Here is a 21,699-nt window from a genome sequence, read left to right as displayed (position 1 = left end):
GATGTCATGCGCAACGCCAATCCTGCCGTCCGGTCCGCTCGGTCACGTTCCCGAAATGACCGGTCACGTTGCCGAAATCCCCGGTCACGATCCCGAAACGGCCGGTCACGTTCATCCGAAATACGCAATTACTCATAAGTCAGGAATTTTGCGGACAGGCGGCATATGCTTGAGCGATAGCTATTGAGAGCATCGCACATGAAAAGAGATGGCCGGAGCCTGGCTCACAACACGCTCGAAGAGATGCGTATCCTTGCAGTTCAGCGTATGGCTGAAGGTGAGCATCCAAATGATGTTGCCGCGATGGAATGCATCGCTCGTGGGCCTACAAGATCAGGGCGCAGGCGCGAGGCAGTGGTCGTGGTGTGCGAGCGCTGCGATCGACCAAGGGCACAGGTCGCCCACGTACGCTTACTGCGACGCAGGAGCAGCGGGTAATCCGCTGGGTTAATGGCAAGAATCCAATGCAGTACGGGGTTCGATTCTGGCTTGTGGACGCGCAACCTGGTTCGTGAACTGGTACGGCAGAGATTCGACGTCACGCTGAGTCTGGCTTCGATCGGTGCGATGCTCGCGCGTCTGAACCTGACGCCGCAAAAGCCGTTGCAGCGTGCTTATCAGCGTGACCCGGAAGCTATCGAGCGTTGGCAGCGAGACACCTATCCGAGCATTGCTAGGCAGGCTCGTGAGCAGAAGGCGGATATCTTCTTCTGGGACGAATCGGGCTTCCGTGCTGACTCGGTACATGGCAGGACGTGGGCGCCGCGCGGTGAGACGCCGGTGGTCGAGCGGTCCGGCGAACGGCAAAGCATGAGCGCCGCGTCCGCTGTTATTTCGAAGGGGGCTTTCTGGTTTGCAACGTATGATGGGGCACTTAGTGGCGAGTTGTTCGTGGAACTGCTCAAGACGTTGATGTTCAATCGGAAAAAAGCGGTTCATTTGATCGTCGACGGATTGCCAGCGCATAAGAAAGCCGTCATTAAGGACTATATCGCTAGCACGCAGGGCAAGTTGACTTTGCATTTCCTGCCTGGTTACGCATCGAGACCTCAATCAAGATGAACTGGTGTGGAGTCACGTGAAGCGGACCGGCGTCGCGCGACGCCCGCTTCAAAAAGGTGAAAAGTTGGGCTCAAAAATTCACGAACAGCTTTCACAAATCAGGAGCGATCCGCGCCTTGTTCGATCCTTTTTTAGGCATCAATCTGTCCGCTATATTTCTGACGTATGAGTAATCCTCCACCGCCACCGTACAAGCTCTAGTACTGCGCGAGCGGTCATTGACGCACATCAAGAGGGGGTGCGAATTGCCGAGTAGGCTCGAAATCGGCGACAGCGACTTGTAAGTCGCGCCCTGCACACCCGGAGGCAACAATGAAGAAGCTTTTTTTCGCGATGACTCTATGCACCGCATTGACTTCGCCGACGCTCCTTGCTGCGTCCAAAGACGCGGCTGCCGCACAAAGCAGTTCAAAATCTCAAAGTCCGGATACTGCTGCATTCGACAAGAAGCTGGCTCAGTTTCAAGAGCAGATGAAGACCATGCAAGCGCAGATGGATCAGATTCGCAAGACCCATGACCCGCAGGAACGTCAGAAGCTCCTGCAGAAACACTGGGCTACGATGCAGACCGCAATGGGCACCTTGCACGGCATGTGGGGCTCCGGCATGATGGGATACGGTGGGATGGGCCCCGGCATGATGGGTGGATGGGGGCACATGGGAGGATATTACTCGCAGTTGACACCTGAACAGCTCAAGAAGCGCCAGTATATGACTGACCAGTACCTGCGGATGCAGCAGGAAATGATGAACAACATGATGTGGCAACAGCAGTACTGGATGGGACCTCCTGCCTCGCCCCAGTAAAGTCCGCGCGAGCGGATGATCCAATTACTTCAATCGTGTCGAAAAAGTCGCGTTTTGGGCGGAGACACTGGACCTGGCAGAACGTCGCGATCGGGGAAGCAGCGAACGGGAACGAGGCAACGGTCCCCGTTGATCGTCATGTGTGCGATTCACAGACATCGTTTCAATTTCTTGAATGCCGTTTTCTCGGCGTGCCTGAGTTTGCGGCTCGTTAGGAGACGCAAACTCAGGCACGCGCCGGTGATGTTCGGCAAGGATCTTGTCAACCCGCCATTCGCGATGTCGTATCCTCTCCTTCAGCCCGTCGTAGGCGTTTTCCACCTGCTCCGCGAGAGGTGTGATTTCGTTCACGTCTGCGATGCGGTCGACGGGCGTCTTACCACCGAGTGATCCGTGCGGGCGGCGCCAATTGTAGTCGAACTGCCACTCCTCAATTCGCCGATCGATCTCGTCCTCGGTCGGGGCATGGTGGGACCAGAACTCGTTGAGGTCAGTAAGCTGTGAGCGCTCGACTTTGCCGTTGAGGTGTGGGGAGCGCGGCGGAATTGGTCGGAATTTGATGCACTCGCTCATCAGACGCCGCTGCACCGAGTCGGCGAAGAACTCGCCGCCCCTGTCGGTCTGGATACGCTGGATTGGAAATGGCATTTCCTCGATGACACGATCAAGAAAAAGCAGCGTATTTCTGGCGTTTCTGCGGGGATAAACAGCCAGAACGCGGAAACGCGAGCAGCCGTCGATGGCAGTGTATTGATAGACACCTCGCGCGATCTTCATCGTGTCCATCTGGACTCGATCCCCGGGAACTGGGCGGCTATAGCGTTTGGGATTTGCAGGCCGTCTGGGGCGCGCTAACGGCTTCACAGACGCCTCAGTCAGAACCTTGTGAATGGTCGCGAGGGACAGCTCTCTTTGCTCATGTAGCCGCAACTCGTTCTGAATCCGGCGTGCTCCCTTTCGTTCTGCGCGCAACCGGAGAATCGTCGCCCGATCGGCTTCGGAAACCTTTCGGTTTGGACCGTTGAGAGGGCGGCGGCTTCGCGAGCGCAGACCTTCTTCGCCAGCATCCCGGTAGCGTCGTAACCATTTGCGAAGTGTCGGTCTCGAAATGCCGCATCGCGCACATACGAGACCGGCGCTGCCGGTCTCGTGATACATCAGCACCCAACGTAACCGAGTCGCAACCTCGCGGTCCATCGCTTCATTTCAGTTGAAACGATGTGTGCGAATCACACACGTCATGCAACCGCCCGATTCATCTGCTTGCTTCTTGGAATAAGCCGCGTGGCCATTCTTCGCAGGTTTTGCGCAGTCGCTGCCATCAGAAACTCATCATGGGCACCGCTTAGACCCCGCAGTCTGAGGCGGCCGAGCTTCAGAATGCGTTTGAGATGAGCGAAGAGCATTTCCACCTTCTTTCGCTCACGGCAGGATCGGCTATATTCAGGCGCCTTCGCAATACGCCTCGTTTGGTCACGCGCAGCCTCATGGATGCTGCGAGCGATCTTGCGGAACGGTGTATTCGGACAGCAGCAATCCTTCATCGAACAGCTCTTGCAGTCGAGCCGGCCCGATACATGATCGTGTCAGCCTTCGTGACACGCGAGCGCGGATTCCTGAATTTGTGCCGATCACTGCGTACTGCGTGTCCGGTGGGACAGCGATATTCATTGGCCTGCTCATTCCATTGGAACTCACTGCTCGACAATGTGTTGTCGTTGCGTGCGGTTTTATCCCAGACCGGAATATGCGGTGCAATCCCTTTCTCCTCGATCATCCGGGCAAGCATCGAAGCTGAGCCATACGCGGTGTCGCCTGCAAGACTTCGAGGTTTGAGATCATGCCGCCACTCAACGCGGTCAAGGATCGTCCTGGTTGATTCCACTTCGTGCCAACAGTTCGCGTGCGTCGCCTCAACGTCTACGATAGTCCCTGCCTGCAGGTCAATCAGATAAGTGGTCGAGTAGGCAAAGAACGCCGAGCTACCCTTCGCAGCTGTCCAGCTCGCCGCGGGATCAGTCAAGGATATCTTCTTTGGAGGTGTCGATATCTCGGCCTCCTCAGCCGCGTTTGCGCCGGCGGAATTCGCGTCGTCCAAAGCTTTTAGATATTCCCTCACTGCGCGGCTTTGGCCTTTGACGCAACCCCAGTCGACGGGCTCGGAACCCGGAGTCCAGGAAGTGATCGATGCCTCTCAACAGGTGCTCACGAGGGACGTGATTATCGAGGTTGAACGAGTATAAGAGTTTGTCCTGTCCGCTGCCCAATTGACCCATCATCGCGAATCACTCCCGTCGATCGATGTCTTCCAGGATACCGAACTGCTACGACAATGCCTGACCGCCCCCCTTTGTCCTGTCCTGACTTACGCCGCGGGATCCTCGCGCAGCAAAGGAACTGGAGACCGCAGACGATATGTTCAGGCGGTTATTCAAAACGCTGCTGCTTTCGATAACGCTGGTTTGCGCTGCACAGGCGCAAGCCGCGAGCCCACCGGTACGTGTGATCACATTCGTTCTGCCGCCATTCGTAATGGAGCAGCAAGGTTCGCTGACCGGATTCAGTATTGATCTTTGGACAGCGATCGCCGCAAAAATGGGCATCGAGAGCCGCTACGAGATGGCGCGTGACGTCAAGGATGTCTTCGATGAATTACGCACCGGCAAGCGGATGTCGCCGTTTCCGGCCTTTTCTACACGACGGAGCGTGATCGCGAATTCGACTTCTCATATCCGATCACGGAGGTGGGCCTGCGCGTCATGGTGCTGGATCCAGGGCAGCCCTCGAAGCCGAGACCGCTGCATGACCTGCTGAGGCTGGTGTTTTCGCGGGTGAGCGTTTATTGACTCGGCGCTGCATTCCTGATTGTCGTGGTTGCTGCGCATCTGATGTAGTTCGTCCAGCGACGGCGCGAGGACAGCGCAACCAGTTCTGATCGGAAATACTTCCCCGGCATATTTCACATGATTGCTGGGCAGCCACGACCCTGATTACGCAGGGTGACGAGCCTCCCCTGATTGGCTCTCCGAATACTCCCTGTCCTGTGGATGTTGGTGGGCATCGTGTTCGTTGCTTTCTACACCGCTCAATTGACAACGATGCTGACCGTAGAGCAGATCCAAGGTGTCGTCAACGGACCGAACGATCTACCAGGGAGGCGCGTCGCCACACTGAACGGCGGCTCCGCCGTCGGCTACCTTCGGGAGCACAACGTTGACGTGCGCGAATTTCCGGACCTCGGCCACGTATATCAAGTCTTGCAGAATCGCGAGGTGGACGCCGTGGTGCTGGGCGCTGCGGCTCTCGACTACTATGCAGCTCATGAGGGAAAGGGCCTGGTCAGGATAGCGGGGCCCGAGTTCAACAGAAACGATGTGGGATTCGTATTTCCGATCGGCAGCCAATTGCGCAGACGGGTCGACAGCGCGTTGATCGCCTTGCGCGAAGACGGTACTTATCAACGGATCTGCGACAAGTGGTTCGGCACCCAGTAGCGGTTCTGGAGGGAACCGCGGGCGACGCGCCTACGAGCCCGTGTTCAGCGTTGCCGTGCACTGTCGCGCATGAGCCTGCGCGATCTCCAGATAGTCGAGCGTACGCCGGCGCCAGTGCCTGACACGTCCGATCTTGCGTTCGAGAAGATGAGCCGCGGCCAATCTTGCCCGCACAGTCGCGCGGAAACTTTGATAAAAATGCAGCAAGCACGGGTCGACGGGGTCGTGCATCGACGCGCTATAGGCATCGAGAATCGCCTTGGCGGTTCTGGGCGCACCGAGACGCTCACATTCGAGCGCGAGAAATCCCGCTTCATCGAGGGTGTCGATTGTCCTCAAGCGCTCTGAAAACTCCAGACAATCGATGATCGCGACCGGCCTCGTCAGGCAAATGTGCTCGGGACGCAAATCGCCATGACATTGGCTGACCCAGCCGTGCGCGACACGCTGTTCGAGTCGGGCCGCGCAACAGGCTACCGCCGCGCGCTGCGCTTCGCACAGTTGACGCACCGCAGCGGCCTGCCGGCTCATGATGCGGACCAGCACCGATTCGTTGATTGCGACCTCTCTCAGAAAATGCGTGCGATACGTGGACGCGCTCAGTTTGCAAGCAGGCAAAGAATGGTAGAACGTGCCGAGCCTGCGAACAATCCGTGCGATGTCGGATTCCTCCACTGCACCCCGCGTGAGCACGCGGTCGAGCATCAGCCCGGCAGGCAATCGACGCATCTTGATCAGCCAGTCGACAACTTTCCCCGAGGCACCGACGCGCATCACTCCATCGGCGCCGAGCGTCAGCGGAACCACACCCAGATACACGGATGGCGACAAACGGCGGTTCAACCGAAGTTCCGTAATGCAGCTTCTTTTTCGTGCAGCGACACTGCGCAAATCCACACCGTCGTAGCAACCAGGCTTCTTCATCTTCCACGCATGGCGCGCAGTGAGGAAAACCCAGGACAGATGCGTTTCGATCGCCTCCACATGGCGTGTCCGATCAGGCCATGCATCACATACGCGCAGCCGGGCGACCTTGTCCTCGGGTGACACGGAGCTGACCGGACTTCGCACCCGTTTAACGTTGCGCTTGCGGACACCGACCCGAGCCATGTTTTATCGGCAACCTTCAACGTGTTCGACCATCTACCAGCTTCGACGCAAACCATTGGACGGCAAGACCCTCTACGACCTCCAGCTTGCCCGGTTCTTCGAACAGGTGCGTCGCCCCTTTCACGATCGTTATCTCGTGCTCGCATCTCATCTGCTTCGCAGCTTTGCGGTTCAGGCGAACCACCTCTTCATCGAGTTCGCCGACTATCAGCAAGGTCGGGGCGACGACTGATGGCAACGCTTCGCGCGCCAGATCCGGTCGCCCTCCGCGCGACAGGATCGCAAGCACTTCAGGCATTTCCGCCGAGGCGGCCAACGCGGCTGCAGCTCCTGTGCTCGCGCCGAACAGACCGATGGGAAGCACGTTAACGAGAGATTGCGCGCGCAGCCACCCAAGTGTTCCAATCAGCCTGCGTGTCAGCAGCGGAATATTGAAGCGATATCCGGCCGTTACGTTGTCGTTTTCCTGTTCGCCGCACGTGAGCAGATCGAACAGCAACGTCGCCATGCCTGCTTTCTGCAAAGCTATCGCGGTCTGGCAGTTGCGAGGGCTGAAGCGGCTGCTTTCGCTTCCGTGAACGAAGACGATCATCGCGCGCGCATCGTGCGAGACACCCAACGTACCTTCGAGCTGCACATAGTCGACTCCGATGGCCACATCCATGGTTTGCATACAATCTCCTTATCGCTCCGGGCATCTCATCGCTAGTGCGGAACGAACGTCCACAGCGCCGCCATGCCCATCACGGCAGTTGCGATGCATCCGAGTCCCCGAATCGGTTTGCTTGCTGTGAATGGGCCCATCACCGATGGCTTTGACACGAGGATGATGATTACGACCATCAGCGGAACTGCGACCACTCCATTGATCACTGCACTCCAGAACAGCGCCCGCATGGGACTGATCGGCGAATACTGCAGGGCAAGTCCGGTGAGTACACTTGCTGCGATGATTCCGTACAAGCCGCGCGCCTCGGCGACACCGTACTCGAGTCCCTCCTTCCAGCCCATCGACTCGGACAGTGCATAAGCCCCCGAGCCTGCCAGTACTGGCACGCCGATCAGCGCTTCGCTCCAAAACACTCGGATATTTCTGACACGCCCGGCAAAGATCGGACGCCAATCCCGGCCGGGGCTGATTGTGCCCGCCGCTCCCATCGCCGATGCTTGAGGCGTGACGGGAACGCAAGCCTTCGGCGGCCACCTGGCGAGCAGAGTCAAGCTCCACGACGCTGTTCGAATGGACCCAGTGCCGCTGCAATGTTCGGGAGCTAGCCATGAGCCTGCAGCAGACAACCGCGTGCATCGACCATGCGTCCATGCGCGACTTGCCGGTCGGCGCCCATCTCACCACGAAGCGCGCCGGCTACATGCATCACGGCATTTATGTCGGGAACGGCCGGGTGATTCACTATGCAGGTCTGTCCAGCCGCCTCTGCGGCGGTCCGATCGAAGCTGTGTCGATCGAACGTTTCGCGGCGGGCCGCGGCATCGAACTCATCCAGCATCCTCATGCGCAATACAGCCGCTTCGAGGTAGCGCACCGCGCGCAATCGCGACTCGGCGAGCGCAACTACCGGCTGCTGACCAACAACTGCGAGCATCTGTGCCTGTGGTGCGTGTTCGGACAAGGCAGAAGCGCCCAGGTCGAAGCCTGCATCCGTAATCCTGTCCGCGCCGTGGGCGTGCTCTTCGCGCTGGTCGTCTGCAAACTCGTCGGTGACCGGATACCGGCGCAGCCGGGCAGGACGCGCGAGATCGCCGTTGCGGCGCTGGGCGATTGGGTCGCGCGCGCGAGCGGCCGCGCCGCGATTCACGCGTAGTTGGAGGGTTGGTCGTCTCCCACACGCCCCCAGCCGGTTTCCCCGGCGGCACGGCGTACGCGTCGAAGGCTAAACGTGCAAGGGTGCCTGTACGCTGCCGATTTTTTCGCGGTTGAGCTCGCTGCGCAGAATGCCCGTGAGCATGCTCCAATCGCGGCCAAATGCATCGATGACATCGTCGAGCGACAGAATCCCGACGATGGCGGCGTCGTCCCGTATCACAGCGAGGCGCCGCACACCGTGACTGGACATGATTTCCATCGCGTCATCCAGATCGGCCATTTCGTTGACCATCGCCACGCCTTTGGTCATCACTTCGCCGACCGCGGTCTCGTTCGGCGGTTTGCCGAACGCTGCCGCCTTCAGCACGATATCGCGATCGGTCACGACCCCGACCATCTCGCCCGGCACGACGTCGTCGGTCACGATCAACGCGCCGACGTGCTGTGATGCCATTTGCCGTGCCGCCTCCTGAAGGTTGCAGGTCACCGGGATGTGAACAGTCCCGCGGCTATAGCACTCATCTACTCTCATGATCGTCTCTCCTTCGGAATGGACCGACCGCGCGGCGAACGCCCGCAGTCATGCCTTCAGTTCCGAGGATAGGTAAGCGCGCCGCCAGGCAATTGACATCGATCAACTAGCGCATGAGTCATGGCAACGGGTCGTCGCGGCGCACGGCTAACGCATCCGAGCCGCCGCCAGGAGCACCGAACTGCCGCGCGGGGTCAGACTTGCGCGAGCGGTCGCGCTATCGCGCCGTTCCACGACTATCAGCTGCCGGATCTCAGGGCTTCCAGTTCGGCACGCTCCAGGTGTTCGACCTCGTGCCCGTCATTGATCAACATGAGTGTGGCGAGTTCGTGCGGACTCAGCATCATCCGGCTCCTGTGCAAATGGTCTGCCTGGGGCGGTAGCGCCGCAGACCGCGGCCTCACGCAAGGCGAGACGCGCAAATAGACACGCAAACCATGAATTGATCCGACCATCGTCTTCGGTTGGCGTGGGGGGCGACAAATATTGAAGTTTCCGACCAGATCGCATCGCGTCATTTGACGCAGATCAACGGGCGCTCCGGCGACGACATCCGGGAAAGATTCTTCAGCCAGCTCAGGCATTCCCTCGGCGGCACGCCGTCAATCCACTGCAGCGGTCCTTGCGCCATGTCAAAACGGCGCGGCACCGATACAGCAGTATGAAACCGGTGCGGCAACCGGTTCCCTTTGCCATCACCGGCAAACGCCGCGACACGCAGTAACGGAGTACCGCAATGAAAGTCGAAGACAGGCGAGCGCCGCAACGGCGGCGCTACACGCGGTGGTACGCGGCGTCCTTGAGCACTCTGGTGGTGACGGCCATCACCTGGCTCAGCGCCATCGTCGATCTTCCGATCGACGATGCAATCGTCGCGGGAATGACGGCGCCACAGTGCGCGAGGGTCGGCAGCATGCCTTCCGGCTCAGTGCTGCTTGCTGCGCTACCGGACGACGCCATCTGTCGCTCCTTCTTTCTCTACCGCGCAACGACACAGAACGCCGCCATGGATGCCCCTTCCTACACGAACATGATCATGCAGGAGCGGGTCGGCGAGTTCTGGAAAATGATCGGCTACGTGCTTCTATTGTGGTTGCTGGCGAGCGCAACCGTGGTCGGACTGGCGCGGCAGCTCAAGCGGTTTTTCACTTGCCGCATGCATCGCTCGTAGCAGCAAATGGTTGGACGCGTCGACGCTCATGGCTTCAGCCGGGGATGTCGAGCCGCCAGATGAGCGAACCGGCTTTCATTTCGCCTCCGTCCGCTCGGCCTGCATCGGTTCGCACGAGTCCATCTGGTTCACGTCCTCGCAAACGAACACGAACGGAAAGCGGGGGTCGGCGGCGCCTTGGGACACGAAATCGGGCACCGACACATCACCTAAGCGGTGTATGACGAGAATGCCCGCGCATACTATGGCCGATGCGGTCACGATTCCGAACGCCAGCCGTTCGAATCTGCGAAAGAAGCGATACATGGCACTGCTCCCTGCATTGCGTCCACATGTGGCCATTCACCTGTCGTTCACGCCGCCTGCACCGACGCGAAATGCCCGCGAACGAATTCACGCACCTGCGCGAAATGCTGGCGGCTATGGCGGGAGGCATCGCCGGGCCGACTTCGTCGAAATGCAGGTGCCCGATCAGGTCGAAACCGGATGCGCGGTACACATGGGTATCCTGCAGCAGCTGCATCGCTTGCCATCGGCCGTCCTCCGCGAACGAGGCCAGCGGTGCCGCGGAGAGGCTCACGACGAGGGCACGGCTGTCCCGACAGCAGGCCGTGAACGCCGTCCGGTTGCGTCTCATACGCGAAATCGCGGCTGAATACGCAGTCGATGTAGCCTTTCATCATCGCAGGCATCGCCATCCACCAAAGGGATTCCCGCACTCCGGCTCATTCGACAAAGCGCTTGTCGATCATGCGGCATGGTGAGCCCTGCACCGCATCTCACATCGACGAGAAGATGTTCGGATATTCCATGTGGTCCTTCACTTCCTTCACACCCGGCACACGCTCTGCCGCCGCGAGGATTGCATTGCGTTCTTCCTCGGAACGCGCCACACCCCAGCAATGCACGACACCGTCGGTGACGATCAGGCCGTCGGAGGCCATTGCCCAGCGATGTCCATCGAGATCATTCGCAATTGCACGACGAATCTGTTCGTCCGACGGTTGCGCATCAAGCTGCGCAGGCGCACAACTCGCGAGAGCGCGCACCAGGTTGGCCCGGCTGACGATGCCGACGAGCTTGCCATCGCGCAACACAGGCAGGCGCTTGATGTGTTTGCGCCCCAGCAGTTCGGCGACCTCGGTGAGCGGGGCGGCCTGACGGACGGTGAGCGCCGGCGTGCTCATTACGTCGCGCACCTGGATCGAATGTTCCTTCAGATACTCGGCCGCGAGTTCACGCGTGGGCGCCATGAACTCGGCAAGCCACGAGCGGCGCTGCGTTTCGGTACCCGTTTCGATGCGTCTGAGCAGATCGCCCTCGCTGACGACGCCGACCACGTCGCCGTTGTCGTCGACTACCGGCATTCCGCTGATGCGGTGCTGCGTCAGCAGCTTCGCCGCGTCGTAGACCGAGCTGTCGGGTGCGATAGAAATGACCGGAGTCGTCATGATGTCCGAGGCTTGCATAGTGAGTCTCCATATCGAGGGCCTACCCTATTGCAAACAAGTGTAGGCATGAGGCAGACCATGCAATTGACGAACGTCAAAGAGAACCTCACTTCGATCCCGCACCGGTCGAGCCCGCGATTCCCGGCGCAGACGTTACGCAGCACATCGCCGGGGCGGCCTCGGAATGGCAGGCCGACGCGATCGTGATAGGCACGCACGGTCGCCGCGGCCTCCGGCGATTCGTGCTCGGCAGCGTCGCCGAGCGCGTGCTGCGCGACGCCCTCTGCCCGGTTCTGATGATCCTTGGCCGAGCGAGCGGCCCGCCGCAGCCTCGACTGTCGCGGCTGCCGCCGAAAAGGAACTGACATGAGCTACCGGACTGTGCTCGCTCATCTCGCCGACAGCCGCTGCTGCGACATGCAGGTCGCCCTCGACCTCGCGTGACGGCTATCCGAGACATGCTTACGGCAGCTCGCCCGGCGCCATCGACGTCGCGGCGCATCTCAAGGCGCACGGCGTGCGCGCATCGTTCTCGACGACGACGCGCCATGGCGCCGCCGGTACGGGGGCGACGTTGCTGAACCGGGCGGCGGATCCGCACGCCGACGTGCTGATGATGGGTGCCGGCGGCGCTTTGCCAGATACTATCCGGCGACGGCTTTGTGCTTGTCCTCTTCGCGAATCAGCAGCACCGGACACCGCGAAAAGCGCACAACCTGCTCCGCCACGCTGCCGATCACCAGACGCCGTACCCCACGGCGTCCATGCGTGCCCATCACGAGCAGATCGGCATGGGCCTGATCCGCGTGCCGCAGCACTGCGCTGGCCACGTCGTCAGACAGGTTGTTGGTTTCGTCCAGTTCGGCGTGACATTCCACGTCGGCGCCAGCGCAGGCCCGCTCTGCGTCCTGCAGCACTGAGCGTCCATCCTTGCGCACCGCATCGATGAAGGTTATCGGATCGTAATAGCCGGCATAGGAGAAGAGCGGTGTCTTGTCTACGACGTAGAGCGCATGCACGAGACCCTTCGTCAGGGCAGCAAGACCCACAGCTTCTTTCAGTGCGCGCTTCGAGGAACTGCTGCCGTCGAGCGCGACGAGGATGTTCTGGTACATGGTGATTCTCCTGCAGGATGGTCATGTGCTCCGGCAACGGCTATGCACACCGCGCATAGCATGTGCATCAGTTACAGCGCAGGTCTCCGTTCGGGCTAGAGGCAACGGCCTGAAACAGAGAAGTTGCTCGGTTACATCATCGGCCGCGATGCGACAGCCAACTTGATCTGGGTCAACCGGTTGCAGGCGATCCGAACGTCGACAGGTGCCGGTCGCTAAACGGGCTCCCGCACCAACTTGCTGATCAGCGTTCTGGGTTGACCTCCTTCGATGACGGTTTCGACGTCGATGCAAAACCGGCATCGCTCGCCTGTCGGTGTTTCGACGGTCAAATCGTGGGCGTCTGTCGGGAATTCCATCCGATGTCGGACATAGCCGGGGCCGAACTTGCGCGGCGCCAACTGGCTCTCGATCAACTTCGTAGGGTCTGAAATGCCCCGAATTGGACCGAAGGGAGAAGCCGTTTCCCACACTACCTCGGGATGCAGAAGGCTGGCGGCGCCAGCGCCGTCCCGCCTGTCGACGTAGTCGAGAAAACGCATCAGAAGCAGTCGTTTGGAATTTCGTGCGGCATAGCCCGTGTGGAGAAAGCGTGGGCGTATGCGGAGTTGGGGTGCACAAGTTCAGTCGCGTAAAGACGTTCGATGTCGCGATTCTCGTACGAGCAACGGTGCGGCGCGAGCTTGTCCATCTCATAGATGGCGTCCATACGTTTCTCAAGAATTAGCGGATCCAAGGATTTAGGCTCCCCGCCTCCTCCCAGGCAGCCTGCAACACACGCCATGACCTCGATGGCGACGTACTCGGCGCGCCAGGCCTCCGTGCGCAACATCCGCTGCGAGACACTGATGCCGTTGCAAACGGCGACCTTGCCGACTGCGGGGATATCAGCCGTCTTCACGCCCACATCCACGCCGCGAATCTGATGCCAGTCCAACACAAGCATGGTCTGATCAAGCAGGTGGGACACGGTACGCGCAATCGCCTCCATGACTCCGCCAGATGCGGCGAAGATCTGTGCGGCCCCCGTGCTCTCGCCAAGAGGATCATCGAATGCTCCAGCTTCCGGCAGAGCGTTGAAGGCAATGCCTCGGGCCCTGATCATCCGGGCTGGCTCACGCGTGGTGAGAACGCGGTCGACGTCACCAGAAACCCCCGGCCGGACGGCCTCATCCTTTTTGGCGGTACAGGGCATTACGCTCACGACATACGGCTCGGCGTCGCCCTGCGCGAAATCCGGGCCAAGTCCGCGCGCGAACGGCCCCCGCTTGGAAAGCGCGCCGTGCATTTGCTGCGGAGATTTCGCCGTGCACAAATGCGGAAGAAGATCCGGCCGGTTGAATTCGACCCAGTGTACCCACCCTGGGCAGCATGACGTAAAAAGCGGCAATCTTCCCTTTTCTCTCAGACGTGAAAGCAGCTCGGCCGCTTCTTCGATGATGGTCAGATCAGCCGCAAAATTCGTATCGAACACATAGTCGAACCCCAACTGTCTCAGGGCGTTGATCATCCGTCCGGTACTGACGGTACCGGGCTGCATCCCGAATTCTTCACTGATTGCAACGCGCGTCGCCGGTGCCTCCTGGACGACGGAAACCCGCCGGTGCCTGTCGAGAGTGTGAAGTACAGCATGCCAATGCGGCGTCTCGATCAGAGCCCCGGAGGGACATACGAGCGCACATTGCCCGCAGGAAATGCATGGGGTTTCGGCCAAAGGGCGATCGAAACCGGTAACGGGCAACCGCTCCGATCCGCGCTCAGCGAACCCGATCACGTTTTGCTGTTGCCCCGCATCGCCACATGCCTCTACACATAAGCCACATTCGATGCATTTCGAAAGGTCGCGCCAGATGCTCGGCGAAGTGTGGTCGTCGAGGGCATGCAGCGGATGATGCGCGGATCCTCGAGAAATCTTCTGCCACTTGTCTTCTAGTTGATACTCGTTGACGAAACTTTGAAAACTGCAGGAGCCGTTTACCTCGCATCGCATACAGTCGTCAGGGTGACGCGCGAGAAGCCACTGTGCGTCCTCGCTGCGAAAAGTCTGCAGTTCGGCGGAGTCTGTCACGACGACATCGCCGTCGTTTGCCCGTGTTGCGCAGGCCGATTGCGGACGAACCTGGCCGCGTACTTCCACGAGACAGATGCGGTATACCGCACGGGACGGCAGGCGGGGGTGGTAACAAAGCGTGGGGATATCCCCCCGGCCTTGCCGGCGGAATCGAGCAAGGTGGAGCCGTCTTTTACCTCGACGGCTTTCCCATTAATTGTCAGCCTGATCATCGGTGTCTCCCGCTGCTATCCCTACTCGTCGGCACCGCCTCACTTGCTGGGGGGGCGGCGGCACTCGTGCAGACGGGCAGCGGTGTTTCAGCGTGCAGAATGCCGGCCGCCAACAGTAGAGACGCAAAATCGCCTGCCAACGGACGCGGCCCGCTTGCAGTCTGTGCCGCCGTTCCGATATTCGTCGCGCCGGCGATGTCCAAGGTCACTTCCGTGGCGAGAAAGATGAACCACCCGGACGCCTGACAAAGGCCGCAACGTTGACAAGGACCGGTGATCCGGCCAGCCCTTGCTGCCCCTCTCTATTGAACCTGTCGACGCGGCACAAGCGTTGATGTACGTCAATCGGGCTTGACGCGGCCCGTCCGAAATACATCGCGCCACGGTGAACGAGATGACCCAGATCAAATGACATCCGGGCGCCTCGCGTATGGTGGACAGCAGACTACCGGAGCACATCGTGTACTCGATCGAACCTTTCTTCGTTGAGATCTTTCCCGAACGGGTCGATGGCTGGAACGCCGAGGCACGGTTTTCGCGCCAAGACGACTACCGGAAACCGATCCGGATACCAAAGATCCGTTTCTTTCTCCGTGCGGTGAAGCCGACCAGGGCAACGGCTGAATATGACGCCATCGAGTGGGCGCGTCGCTACATAGCATCGTCGGCCGAGGTTCTGGAAGAATCGCTAAAACGGGAAGAGGCCCGTCACAACCCGCGTACTCGTTTCTAAGGTTCATTGAAGCGCCCCCTCGGGCGACTCCCAAAGACCGACATCGATAACGACCCGCCAAAGCAGACTTTCGCTCGAGATGCGTATCGCCTTTGACGTGTATCAAACGTCCCGCCATGCGAGGCCTTAGGCTGAAACCATACGTGAAGCCCAAACGGGGCACAGCATGTTGAAACGGATCTTGCTGATCGGCTTTCTCGCGTTGCCGGGGTCCTTCGTGATCGTGTCGGTCGCGTGCGTTCACCCCCGCATCCGCGCCAGGTTGGCCGACCTCGTCTACGCGCCGCAGTTGCTCGCGCGCTTGAACAGGAATATTGCGCCGTTGCAAGCTATCGGACGCAGCGGCGTGAACAACCGCATTTCAGTCGCACGACGCGAGGGGCGCACGAGATGAAACGCGGATGGCAATGGGGGTTACTGACGATCAACGAGAAGCTCGAGAAAACCGCCACGCCAGAGACAGGTCGTAATGGACGGTGAAGGGGAACGCCGGAGCCTTGTCGACCACGTACACCACGTGCACCACACCTCCTGTGAGCTTGGCAAGCCGGGCCGCCTCGCCCAATGCAGCCCTCGACGAGTCGCTCTCATCAAACGCGAGAAGGATTCTTGAATACATAAACCGCTCTACTTCAGCACATCATGTTGCTGCTAACTCTTGAAACCGGGCACAGGAAACGGGGCCGCAAAAATTCATGCTGACACGACGTCGCGTGCAGGTGTGCTAATGACCTCGTAGCCGTCGGCGGCGATCTTCCACGTGGACACGCGCTCCAACTTTTCGAAACGATGAATCGCGCCGCAGATCGCCACCGCCGCTTGCACCGCGCCGTCAGCGCAGACGCGCATTAGCTCACAACGGTGTGGAAAGCCGCGGTGGTCGAGGAGTTCCTTGTAAAACAGCACGACTTCGACACGAGACTGATCCTCGGGCACGGCGCCGCCGGGTCGCAGCGACGGATAACGTGCGCAGTCGTCGATACGACGACCGCGGGCTTTTCTGCCATTGCGCGTCGGCTTCGCCTCGCATCCCACATCGCAACGGTCAAGCTTGCGATTTTCACGTCGTCCAGGTTTCTTTGGCATGGCAGGGCTCCGACTGTGATGCGGCTCGCTGCAACGGACGCGCATTCCGCACGACGAGCGCGATGCGCACGAAAGGCGCGCGCCGATGTAAGGAAAATCTAAGCGTCTCACTCAAGGCGCGGTTGACGCACGTCAACCGGATCGAACTGGCGAGCCACCGCCGTGCGCGAACTCACCGGTGTTGACCGGTACTATCGCAGCGGTTAATTCAAAGTCTCGAACCGGGTGTAAAAATTGCGTTAATCGTCCGTCAGGTGGGTAATAGCTGCTATAAAATGAATGAGTTTCGCATGCTCGCTGGCGGTACTCTTCGAACAGACGGAGATTGAATGGAACCGTACAAGCACTTGAGCAGTCCCACGCATGAGCTATTCGGCCAGGTGGTTGAAGCGGCCCCCAACGCGATGGTCATGGCCGACCGGGATGGCCGGATCGTGCTCGTCAACGCGCAGGCAGAGAAGCTGTTTGGGTATCGGCGAGACGAACTGGTCGGCCATAGCGTCGATATGCTCGTACCCGAGCGTTTTCGTTCGGTGCATCCTGAGTATCGCCGCATGTTCTACGGCAACCCCAGCAGCCGGCCGATGGGCACGGGCCGGGATCTGTTCGCGCTCAGAAAGGATGGTTCCGAAGTCCTCGTGGAGATCGGTCTCAATCCGGTCACGACCTCGGAGGAGGTCTTCGTGCTCGCTGCGATCGTCGATATCACGGAACGCAAGCGCGCGGAGCAGGAACTTATCGGACGCACCGAAGAACTCGCGCGCTCTAACCACGATCTCGAGCAGTTCGCCTACGTAGCGTCGCACGACCTGCAGGAGCCATTGCGCGCTGTCGCGGGGCCTCTTCAACTGCTGCAGCGCCGCTATCAGGGGCAACTGGATGCCCGCGCGGACGAATTCATCGCACATGCGGTAGATGGTGCGACTCGCATGCAGAAACTCATCGATGATCTGCTTGCGTACTCGCGCGTCGGAAGATCAGGGGCCGTGCAGGAGCTGACCGACTGCACGACGGCGCTCGAACAGGCGCTCAAAAGTCTGAGCGTCGTACTGCAGGAATCTAACGCACAGATCAACCACGATGTGCTGCCCGTTGTCGTAGCCATTCCGACGCAACTCGCGCTCCTTTTTCAGAACCTCATCGGCAATGCGATCAAATTCCGGCGAACCGATCAACCGGTACGCATCGACATCGGCGCCCGTCGTGAAGGAGACGAATGGATCGTGTCGGTCAAGGACAATGGAATTGGTATCGAGCCACAATACTTCGAGCGCATTTTCATGATTTTTCAACGCCTGCATTCGCGTGCAGAATACCCCGGCACGGGAATCGGCCTCGCGTTATGCAAGCGTATCGTCGAACAGCATGGCGGCCGCATCTGGGTGGAATCTTCGCGTGACGGAGGTTCGACCTTCTTTTTCACGGTGAAAGCGAAGCTGGATGGCAGCGCTCGAACATAATGTCCGCCCGAGGAGTCGCCGATGCTATCACATGTCATGTGCAATACCGTTAACATCCTTCTCGTCGAAGACAGTCCTACTGACGTGTTGATGACGCGCGAGGCCTTCGAGGACTACAAGGTACCCAATCCGTTACATGTCGTGCAGGACGGTGAGGAGGCCATGGATTTCCTGCGCCGAAAAGGACGGCATCACGATGCACCCCGTCCCGGCCTGATCATTCTCGACCTCAATCTGCCAAAAAAGAGCGGCCGCGAGGTCCTGCAGGAACTGAAAACCGATCCCGAACTGATGAGCATCCCGGTCGTCGTACTGACAACCTCGAAATCGGAGAAAGACGTCGCAAGGTCGTACGGGTTACATGCGAACTGCTACGTCACCAAGCCGGTCGACTTCGCGATGTTCGGCGACGTCCTGCGCAGAATCAACGACTTCTGGTTCAGCGTCGTGACCTTGCCGCCGGCCGCGTCATGAACCCGACCCTGCATCTGCAGATCCTCCTTGTCGAGGATAGTCCGACCGATGCGCTGTTGGTCCGTGAGGCGCTGGCCGACGTGGACGATTTCCAGCACAACCTCGTGCATGTGGGCTTCCTCGCCGAAGCGCTATCGAACTGCGCGGCCAACCGTTTCGACATCGTCCTGCTCGATCTGGGTTTGCCCGATGCGCAGGGAATCTCCACGTTCAGGACCTTTCGCGAACGGGTCCCGGACCTGCCCGTGCTCGTATTTACAGGTCTCGACGACAAGTCGGTCGGTCTTCTGGCGATTCAGGAGGGAGCGCAGGATTATCTCGTCAAGCGCAACATCGACTCTTCCGAATTGAGCCGCGCGATCCGGTACGCGATCGAACGCCATCGCATCGCACGCGCGCTCAAGGAAAGCGAGGAGCGGTTTCAGCTTGCCGTAAGCGGCGCAAGCGCGGGACTGTGGGACTGGAGTCCGCAATCGGGTGCAACCTGGCTTTCCCCCCACTTCAAGGAAATTCTCGGCTATGAGCCAGATGAGTTTCCCGACGACGCCAAGACGGTTCGCGAAGCCATTCACCCGGCTGATGTTGAGCGCGTCAACACATGTCTAGCCACGCATCTCGAACAGATGCGCCCCTACGACGTCGAATATCGCATGCGGACTAAGTCCGGTGAATACTGCTGGGTCCATGCGCGCGGGCAGGCGTTGTGGAATCAGTTCGGGCAACCCTATCGCATGCTGGGCTGGATCATCGATGTCACAGAACGCAGGCTCGCCGAGGAGGCCCTGCGTGCCTCCCGCGAAGAGCTCCAGCGACTGTCGGCAGGCATCCAGCAGGCGCGCGAGGACGAAAAAGCCCGGATCGCGCGCGAATTGCATGACGATTTCGGCCAGCAGCTCGTCGCGCTGAAGATTGCGTGCGCAAGGCTCGATGCGTCGATCACGCGTAGCGATAGCCCGGCTGGCGCGGCCGACCTCGCCAACGTCTACAAACTCATTGATCAGCTGGTTGTGTCAGTAAGGCGCATCGCCACCGATCTGCGGCCGGCGATGCTCGACGATCTGGGCCTGATCCCAGCCCTCGAATGGCTCGTCAACCGGTTTTCGGAGCGACATGGCGTGCGCGTCTCGCGTCGCATTGCCGACAACATCGCTTTCAACGACGACAGCGCCACAGCCGTGTTCCGGATCGTTCAGGAAGCGCTGACGAACGTCGCCCGGCATGCGCGGGCGACCGAAGTGGCGCTTGAAATCCTGCGCAAGGAACCGCATTGCGTCGTTCAGATTGCAGACAACGGCTGCGGCAGCGCGCCGGACCAACGGCCCGCAGCGGACTCGTTCGGCCTGCTGGGAATCCGCGAGCGCGCGTGGGCCCTTCGCGGTGACCTGCAGATCCGCACGGCGCCGGATCGGGGCTTTGTGATCATGGTCTCGTTGCCGCTCGACACCATTGAAGCCCGCAGTGGAAGAAGTTGACGGAGGTCGTATTCGAACAGCGTCTCTGCATGGCTCAGGGACGCAATTGTGGCGCGTTGCATGGTCACACGACGACAGAACAATTCGCGTCGGACAGCATCCGCGACGTGATGAACGCGCGGCATGCCTGCCAGTTGCACATGAGGGCCGCACGTCCGGTCGAGCTGCACATCGTGACCCGATTGATCGAGGTCAACAAATCTCATTTCGCCACTCGTAAACTGACCTTTATCCTAGGGAGCGCCTGCCGTGATTACACCGTCACGAACTGCCTGCACGCATGCGCGACGTTTGCGCTGACCGCCGGTATCGCACACAGAGATTCCGATCGGACCGCTCTCATCGATCAGCAGTTGCATGTTTTGCCATACGCGTGATGCGCCGTTTATCACGTCGTCGTTCCAGCAAATCGCGGAACGGTATCGCAACCTGCCGGATGCGCAGATGTTGCTCGAGCACAAGCTCCGGCTTGGCGGCAAGGCGCACTCGGTGATATGTCGATGCCGTCCAGTCAAACTCCGCGGACCGCTTTCGGCGGAGACGCGCATACCCTGGTGAAATGCGTATTGAGTCAATGAGGCGTCGATGAGTCCGGCTCGGTCTCGTGGTTGCCGGGTCTCCACCATGAATTGCTTTGTTCCGGAGAATGTTCATGCGACTTACCGTTCATCTCGATACGTTCGATCGAATCCACCCGATGGCTTTCGCGATCCTGTGGCTACACAGGGACACTCGGCAATGGTCGCGCGAAGGCCACTTCGGACTCGAACTGCCCGAATCGGGTCCGTTGCAAATCGATTGCGGCAATACACTTGTATGCGCTCCGCACAGCATGGTACCCATGTGTGTGCTCGAAGGGCTCGATTTGAACGACGCGAATGAGCCGGTCGAGGGCAAAGTTGGCCGGCTTCAGTGGTGCACGGAGGGCGCTCGCTACCCGATGACCGGACACTGGCGTGTGACGTGCATCGACACCGAGCGGACGCAGTCCCCAAACGGCGTCTTTTCCAGCGAAGACGATGCTTAAGGCCGTCCACGAAGTGCATCGACCGCGCCGGCGCGCGCAGTTTTTGTTAGCAAGGTTATTCGCCATGAGTCTCGTGTCCGATCTGGACGGTGCGCGGCACGCGTACCGGCTATGCTTCGTGCGTGCGCCGTGGCCACACTTCTCGCGGCTTCCGTTCGATCAGCAATGGCGCGACGGATGGGAGCGCGCGCCACACCAACAACATGCAGGACCGCCTTACGACGACGCAGCTCTGCGCGGCGGATGCTGACCGTCACCCACCACGACCTTCTGACGCTCCGATCCCGGACGTGATGACCGTTCGCTGAGCGCCGACACGACACATGGCGACGCTGCGCCGTGCTTGCGCACGCAGTTCTTATCAACAACGCGCCGGTACGAACTCCCGCCGGCGTTTCGCTCGAATGATTCGTCCGCTTGGTCGAACCGGGACGCGGGCCCGCTTTACCACGGGATCCCGGTGGTTACGAGCGATGCACAAGCATGACCCCCTCTGGAAGGGCTCGATTCGTCGTCGCGCCTTGCATTTTGCGGCGCGAGCCCGTCGTTGCATCGTCCATGCGGTGCGTTGTTCTCCCAGACGGGTAGCGGTTGCCA

Annotated in this window: 24 protein-coding genes and 6 pseudogenes; 16 read left to right on the top strand and 14 right to left on the bottom strand. The window is 60.0% G+C overall.

The window, feature by feature from the left end; translation table 11 throughout:
• From ACLFKU_RS29725 to ACLFKU_RS29715, 3 genes and pseudogenes are all read left to right on the top strand, one after another.
• On the top strand, nucleotides 1–187 hold a 187-nt coding region (locus ACLFKU_RS29725; RefSeq protein ID WP_410851465.1), incomplete at its 5' end, for a hypothetical protein.
• Between the two features lie 11 nt (nucleotides 188–198).
• Nucleotides 199–1,231: pseudogene (locus ACLFKU_RS29720) on the top strand (IS630 family transposase).
• Nucleotides 1,232–1,374: 143 nt separating this feature from the next.
• Nucleotides 1,375–1,869, top strand: coding sequence for a hypothetical protein (locus tag ACLFKU_RS29715; RefSeq protein WP_410851464.1), 495 nt, complete (start codon nucleotides 1,375–1,377; stop codon nucleotides 1,867–1,869).
• Nucleotides 1,870–2,032: 163 nt separating this feature from the next.
• Here ACLFKU_RS29715 and ACLFKU_RS29710 read toward each other — a convergent pair.
• Nucleotides 2,033–3,066: pseudogene (locus ACLFKU_RS29710) on the bottom strand (IS481 family transposase).
• A gap of 41 nt (nucleotides 3,067–3,107) precedes the next feature.
• A pseudogene (locus ACLFKU_RS29705) lies at nucleotides 3,108–4,030 on the bottom strand (transposase); the annotation flags it as partial.
• Between the two features lie 254 nt (nucleotides 4,031–4,284).
• On the opposite strand from ACLFKU_RS29705, the gene ACLFKU_RS29700 reads away from it, so the two are divergent.
• Nucleotides 4,285–4,683 (top strand): transporter substrate-binding domain-containing protein, encoded by a 399-nt coding sequence (locus ACLFKU_RS29700; protein WP_410851463.1) that lies wholly within the window; start codon nucleotides 4,285–4,287, stop codon nucleotides 4,681–4,683.
• Nucleotides 4,684–4,886: 203 nt separating this feature from the next.
• A complete protein-coding gene (locus ACLFKU_RS29695) occupies nucleotides 4,887–5,363 on the top strand; it encodes a hypothetical protein (protein WP_410851462.1) in 477 nt (158 codons plus the stop codon).
• A 30-nt stretch (nucleotides 5,364–5,393) separates the two neighbouring features.
• Here the strand turns inward: ACLFKU_RS29695 and ACLFKU_RS29690 are convergent, their stop codons facing one another.
• From ACLFKU_RS29690 to ACLFKU_RS29680, 3 genes and pseudogenes are all read right to left on the bottom strand, one after another.
• Complete coding sequence (locus ACLFKU_RS29690; RefSeq protein WP_410851461.1) at nucleotides 5,394–6,206, bottom strand: hypothetical protein; 813 nt, start codon at nucleotides 6,204–6,206, stop codon at nucleotides 5,394–5,396.
• 283 nt (nucleotides 6,207–6,489) lie between these two features.
• On the bottom strand, nucleotides 6,490–7,146 hold the full coding sequence (locus tag ACLFKU_RS29685) for a dienelactone hydrolase family protein (protein WP_410851460.1): 657 nt from the start codon (nucleotides 7,144–7,146) through the stop codon (nucleotides 6,490–6,492).
• 32 nt (nucleotides 7,147–7,178) lie between these two features.
• Nucleotides 7,179–7,538, bottom strand: a pseudogene (locus ACLFKU_RS29680) (divalent metal cation transporter); the annotation flags it as partial.
• 212 nt (nucleotides 7,539–7,750) lie between these two features.
• Here ACLFKU_RS29680 and ACLFKU_RS29675 point away from each other — a divergent pair.
• Complete coding sequence (locus tag ACLFKU_RS29675; protein WP_410851459.1) at nucleotides 7,751–8,296, top strand: lecithin retinol acyltransferase family protein; 546 nt, start codon at nucleotides 7,751–7,753, stop codon at nucleotides 8,294–8,296.
• A gap of 69 nt (nucleotides 8,297–8,365) precedes the next feature.
• Here ACLFKU_RS29675 and ACLFKU_RS29670 read toward each other — a convergent pair whose 3' ends face one another.
• On the bottom strand, nucleotides 8,366–8,830 hold the full coding sequence (locus ACLFKU_RS29670) for a CBS domain-containing protein (protein ID WP_410851458.1): 465 nt from the start codon (nucleotides 8,828–8,830) through the stop codon (nucleotides 8,366–8,368).
• Nucleotides 8,831–9,566: 736 nt separating this feature from the next.
• Here ACLFKU_RS29670 and ACLFKU_RS29665 point away from each other — a divergent pair.
• A complete protein-coding gene (locus tag ACLFKU_RS29665; RefSeq protein ID WP_410851457.1) occupies nucleotides 9,567–10,001 on the top strand; it encodes a hypothetical protein in 435 nt (144 codons plus the stop codon).
• A gap of 75 nt (nucleotides 10,002–10,076) precedes the next feature.
• Here the strand turns inward: ACLFKU_RS29665 and ACLFKU_RS29660 are convergent, their stop codons facing one another.
• From ACLFKU_RS29660 to ACLFKU_RS29650, 3 genes are all read right to left on the bottom strand, one after another.
• Nucleotides 10,077–10,307 (bottom strand): hypothetical protein, encoded by a 231-nt coding sequence (locus ACLFKU_RS29660; RefSeq protein WP_410851456.1) that lies wholly within the window; start codon nucleotides 10,305–10,307, stop codon nucleotides 10,077–10,079.
• 47 nt (nucleotides 10,308–10,354) lie between these two features.
• Nucleotides 10,355–10,699, bottom strand: a complete 345-nt coding sequence (locus ACLFKU_RS29655; RefSeq protein ID WP_410851455.1) for a hypothetical protein — start codon at nucleotides 10,697–10,699, stop codon at nucleotides 10,355–10,357.
• An 81-nt stretch (nucleotides 10,700–10,780) separates the two neighbouring features.
• Nucleotides 10,781–11,470, bottom strand: a complete 690-nt coding sequence (locus ACLFKU_RS29650; protein WP_410851454.1) for a CBS domain-containing protein — start codon at nucleotides 11,468–11,470, stop codon at nucleotides 10,781–10,783.
• A gap of 11 nt (nucleotides 11,471–11,481) precedes the next feature.
• Between ACLFKU_RS29650 and ACLFKU_RS29645 the strand changes: the two genes are divergently transcribed.
• Complete coding sequence (locus tag ACLFKU_RS29645; RefSeq protein WP_410851470.1) at nucleotides 11,482–11,817, top strand: universal stress protein; 336 nt, start codon at nucleotides 11,482–11,484, stop codon at nucleotides 11,815–11,817.
• A 116-nt stretch (nucleotides 11,818–11,933) separates the two neighbouring features.
• Nucleotides 11,934–12,074: pseudogene (locus ACLFKU_RS29640) on the top strand (universal stress protein); the annotation flags it as partial.
• Nucleotides 12,075–12,096: 22 nt separating this feature from the next.
• On the opposite strand, the gene ACLFKU_RS29635 reads toward ACLFKU_RS29640, so the two are convergent.
• From ACLFKU_RS29635 to ACLFKU_RS29625, 3 genes are all read right to left on the bottom strand, one after another.
• On the bottom strand, nucleotides 12,097–12,567 hold the full coding sequence (locus ACLFKU_RS29635) for a universal stress protein (RefSeq protein WP_410851453.1): 471 nt from the start codon (nucleotides 12,565–12,567) through the stop codon (nucleotides 12,097–12,099).
• Nucleotides 12,568–12,782: 215 nt separating this feature from the next.
• Entirely contained in the window at nucleotides 12,783–13,109 is a 327-nt protein-coding gene (locus ACLFKU_RS29630; protein WP_410851452.1) for a hypothetical protein, read from the bottom strand.
• Complete coding sequence (locus tag ACLFKU_RS29625) at nucleotides 13,109–14,635, bottom strand: [FeFe] hydrogenase, group A (RefSeq protein ID WP_410851451.1); 1,527 nt, start codon at nucleotides 14,633–14,635, stop codon at nucleotides 13,109–13,111. The genes ACLFKU_RS29630 and ACLFKU_RS29625 overlap by 1 nt, the downstream gene beginning before the upstream one ends.
• A 675-nt stretch (nucleotides 14,636–15,310) precedes the next feature.
• Between ACLFKU_RS29625 and ACLFKU_RS29620 the strand changes: the two genes are divergently transcribed.
• Both ACLFKU_RS29620 and ACLFKU_RS29615 read left to right on the top strand, forming a co-directional pair.
• Nucleotides 15,311–15,583 carry a hypothetical protein gene (locus ACLFKU_RS29620; protein WP_410851450.1) on the top strand — a complete coding sequence of 91 codons (273 nt, stop codon included), beginning with the start codon at nucleotides 15,311–15,313 and terminating at the stop codon, nucleotides 15,581–15,583.
• Nucleotides 15,584–15,749: 166 nt separating this feature from the next.
• Nucleotides 15,750–15,977, top strand: a complete 228-nt coding sequence (locus tag ACLFKU_RS29615) for a hypothetical protein (RefSeq protein WP_410851449.1) — start codon at nucleotides 15,750–15,752, stop codon at nucleotides 15,975–15,977.
• A 30-nt stretch (nucleotides 15,978–16,007) separates the two neighbouring features.
• Here the strand turns inward: ACLFKU_RS29615 and ACLFKU_RS29610 are convergent, their stop codons facing one another.
• The gene (locus tag ACLFKU_RS29610; protein WP_410851448.1) at nucleotides 16,008–16,202 is read right to left on the bottom strand and encodes a universal stress protein; all 195 of its coding nucleotides are present in this window, start codon (nucleotides 16,200–16,202) and stop codon (nucleotides 16,008–16,010) included.
• 74 nt (nucleotides 16,203–16,276) lie between these two features.
• Entirely contained in the window at nucleotides 16,277–16,669 is a 393-nt protein-coding gene (locus tag ACLFKU_RS29605) for a hypothetical protein (RefSeq protein WP_410851447.1), read from the bottom strand.
• Between the two features lie 365 nt (nucleotides 16,670–17,034).
• On the opposite strand from ACLFKU_RS29605, the pseudogene ACLFKU_RS29600 reads away from it, so the two are divergent.
• The 5 genes and pseudogenes from ACLFKU_RS29600 to ACLFKU_RS29580 form a co-directional block, all read left to right on the top strand.
• Nucleotides 17,035–18,129, top strand: a pseudogene (locus tag ACLFKU_RS29600) (sensor histidine kinase); the annotation flags it as partial.
• A 21-nt stretch (nucleotides 18,130–18,150) separates the two neighbouring features.
• Nucleotides 18,151–18,603 carry a response regulator gene (locus ACLFKU_RS29595; RefSeq protein WP_410851446.1) on the top strand — a complete coding sequence of 151 codons (453 nt, stop codon included), beginning with the start codon at nucleotides 18,151–18,153 and terminating at the stop codon, nucleotides 18,601–18,603.
• Entirely contained in the window at nucleotides 18,600–20,075 is a 1,476-nt protein-coding gene (locus ACLFKU_RS29590; RefSeq protein ID WP_410851445.1) for a PAS domain-containing protein, read from the top strand. Before ACLFKU_RS29595 ends, ACLFKU_RS29590 begins: the two co-directional genes overlap by 4 nt.
• A gap of 29 nt (nucleotides 20,076–20,104) precedes the next feature.
• Nucleotides 20,105–20,452, top strand: coding sequence for a hypothetical protein (locus ACLFKU_RS29585; protein ID WP_410851444.1), 348 nt, complete (start codon nucleotides 20,105–20,107; stop codon nucleotides 20,450–20,452).
• A gap of 275 nt (nucleotides 20,453–20,727) precedes the next feature.
• Complete coding sequence (locus tag ACLFKU_RS29580; protein WP_410851443.1) at nucleotides 20,728–21,102, top strand: DUF3564 family protein; 375 nt, start codon at nucleotides 20,728–20,730, stop codon at nucleotides 21,100–21,102.
• Nucleotides 21,103–21,699 lie beyond the last annotated feature (597 nt).

Origin of the sequence: Paraburkholderia sp. EG304, assembly GCF_046543485.1 — a bacterium.
Taxonomy (GTDB): domain Bacteria; phylum Pseudomonadota; class Gammaproteobacteria; order Burkholderiales; family Burkholderiaceae; genus Paraburkholderia; species Paraburkholderia youngii.
The sequence above is the reverse complement of the archived record's forward strand: the minus strand, read 5'-3'. Positions and strand labels throughout refer to the sequence as shown.

Bases quoted from the DNA above. Each gene is read 5' to 3' on its own strand.
- ACLFKU_RS29715 (WP_410851464.1), top strand. From the start codon at position 1,375: ATGAAGAAGCTTTTTTTCGCGATGACTCTATGCACCGCATTGACTTCG.
- ACLFKU_RS29700 (WP_410851463.1), top strand. From the start codon at position 4,285: ATGTTCAGGCGGTTATTCAAAACGCTGCTGCTTTCGATAACGCTGGTT.
- ACLFKU_RS29685 (WP_410851460.1), bottom strand. From the start codon at position 7,146: ATGCAAACCATGGATGTGGCCATCGGAGTCGACTATGTGCAGCTCGAA.
- ACLFKU_RS29675 (WP_410851459.1), top strand. From the start codon at position 7,751: ATGAGCCTGCAGCAGACAACCGCGTGCATCGACCATGCGTCCATGCGC.
- ACLFKU_RS29670 (WP_410851458.1), bottom strand. From the start codon at position 8,830: ATGAGAGTAGATGAGTGCTATAGCCGCGGGACTGTTCACATCCCGGTG.
- ACLFKU_RS29665 (WP_410851457.1), top strand. From the start codon at position 9,567: ATGAAAGTCGAAGACAGGCGAGCGCCGCAACGGCGGCGCTACACGCGG.
- ACLFKU_RS29660 (WP_410851456.1), bottom strand. From the start codon at position 10,307: ATGTATCGCTTCTTTCGCAGATTCGAACGGCTGGCGTTCGGAATCGTG.
- ACLFKU_RS29655 (WP_410851455.1), bottom strand. From the start codon at position 10,699: ATGGCGATGCCTGCGATGATGAAAGGCTACATCGACTGCGTATTCAGC.
- ACLFKU_RS29650 (WP_410851454.1), bottom strand. From the start codon at position 11,470: ATGCAAGCCTCGGACATCATGACGACTCCGGTCATTTCTATCGCACCC.
- ACLFKU_RS29635 (WP_410851453.1), bottom strand. From the start codon at position 12,567: ATGTACCAGAACATCCTCGTCGCGCTCGACGGCAGCAGTTCCTCGAAG.
- ACLFKU_RS29630 (WP_410851452.1), bottom strand. From the start codon at position 13,109: ATGCGTTTTCTCGACTACGTCGACAGGCGGGACGGCGCTGGCGCCGCC.
- ACLFKU_RS29615 (WP_410851449.1), top strand. From the start codon at position 15,750: ATGTTGAAACGGATCTTGCTGATCGGCTTTCTCGCGTTGCCGGGGTCC.
- ACLFKU_RS29610 (WP_410851448.1), bottom strand. From the start codon at position 16,202: ATGTATTCAAGAATCCTTCTCGCGTTTGATGAGAGCGACTCGTCGAGG.
- ACLFKU_RS29605 (WP_410851447.1), bottom strand. From the start codon at position 16,669: ATGCCAAAGAAACCTGGACGACGTGAAAATCGCAAGCTTGACCGTTGC.
- ACLFKU_RS29595 (WP_410851446.1), top strand. From the start codon at position 18,151: ATGCTATCACATGTCATGTGCAATACCGTTAACATCCTTCTCGTCGAA.
- ACLFKU_RS29590 (WP_410851445.1), top strand. From the start codon at position 18,600: ATGAACCCGACCCTGCATCTGCAGATCCTCCTTGTCGAGGATAGTCCG.
- ACLFKU_RS29585 (WP_410851444.1), top strand. From the start codon at position 20,105: ATGGCTCAGGGACGCAATTGTGGCGCGTTGCATGGTCACACGACGACA.
- ACLFKU_RS29580 (WP_410851443.1), top strand. From the start codon at position 20,728: ATGCGACTTACCGTTCATCTCGATACGTTCGATCGAATCCACCCGATG.